We start from the raw sequence: 244 nt of genomic DNA on the forward strand, positions 1-244 counted from the left end.
ATGCTGGCGACGGGGGGGGGCGCGCGCCGCGCCGGGATGGCGCCGATCGTCGACCGGCTGCTGCCGATGTCCGCCAAGGCGGTCCGCCGCGCGCGGATGATCGTGCCGGGCGTGGCGATGCTGCTCTGGTCGGCCGCGGCCTTCGCGGCGGTCGGCCGCTGGGAGGGCGAGGCCGGGCCCTGGCTGCTGCTCGGCGTCGTGTCGGCCCCGGTGTGGGCGGGCGCCGCGCTGCGCGCCGCGTACC

The 244-nt window shown here is 80.3% G+C and carries 1 protein-coding gene; it reads left to right on the forward strand.

Annotation, left to right across the window (positions count from 1 at the left end):
- Positions 1-36: 36 nt before the first annotated feature.
- On the forward strand, positions 37-244 hold a 208-nt coding region (locus KVT14_RS20965; protein WP_254631399.1), incomplete at its 3' end, for a DUF6297 family protein.

Origin of the sequence: Cellulomonas sp. GbtcB1 (genome assembly GCF_019091725.1) — a bacterium.
In the GTDB taxonomy this organism is placed as follows: domain Bacteria; phylum Actinomycetota; class Actinomycetes; order Actinomycetales; family Cellulomonadaceae; genus Cellulomonas.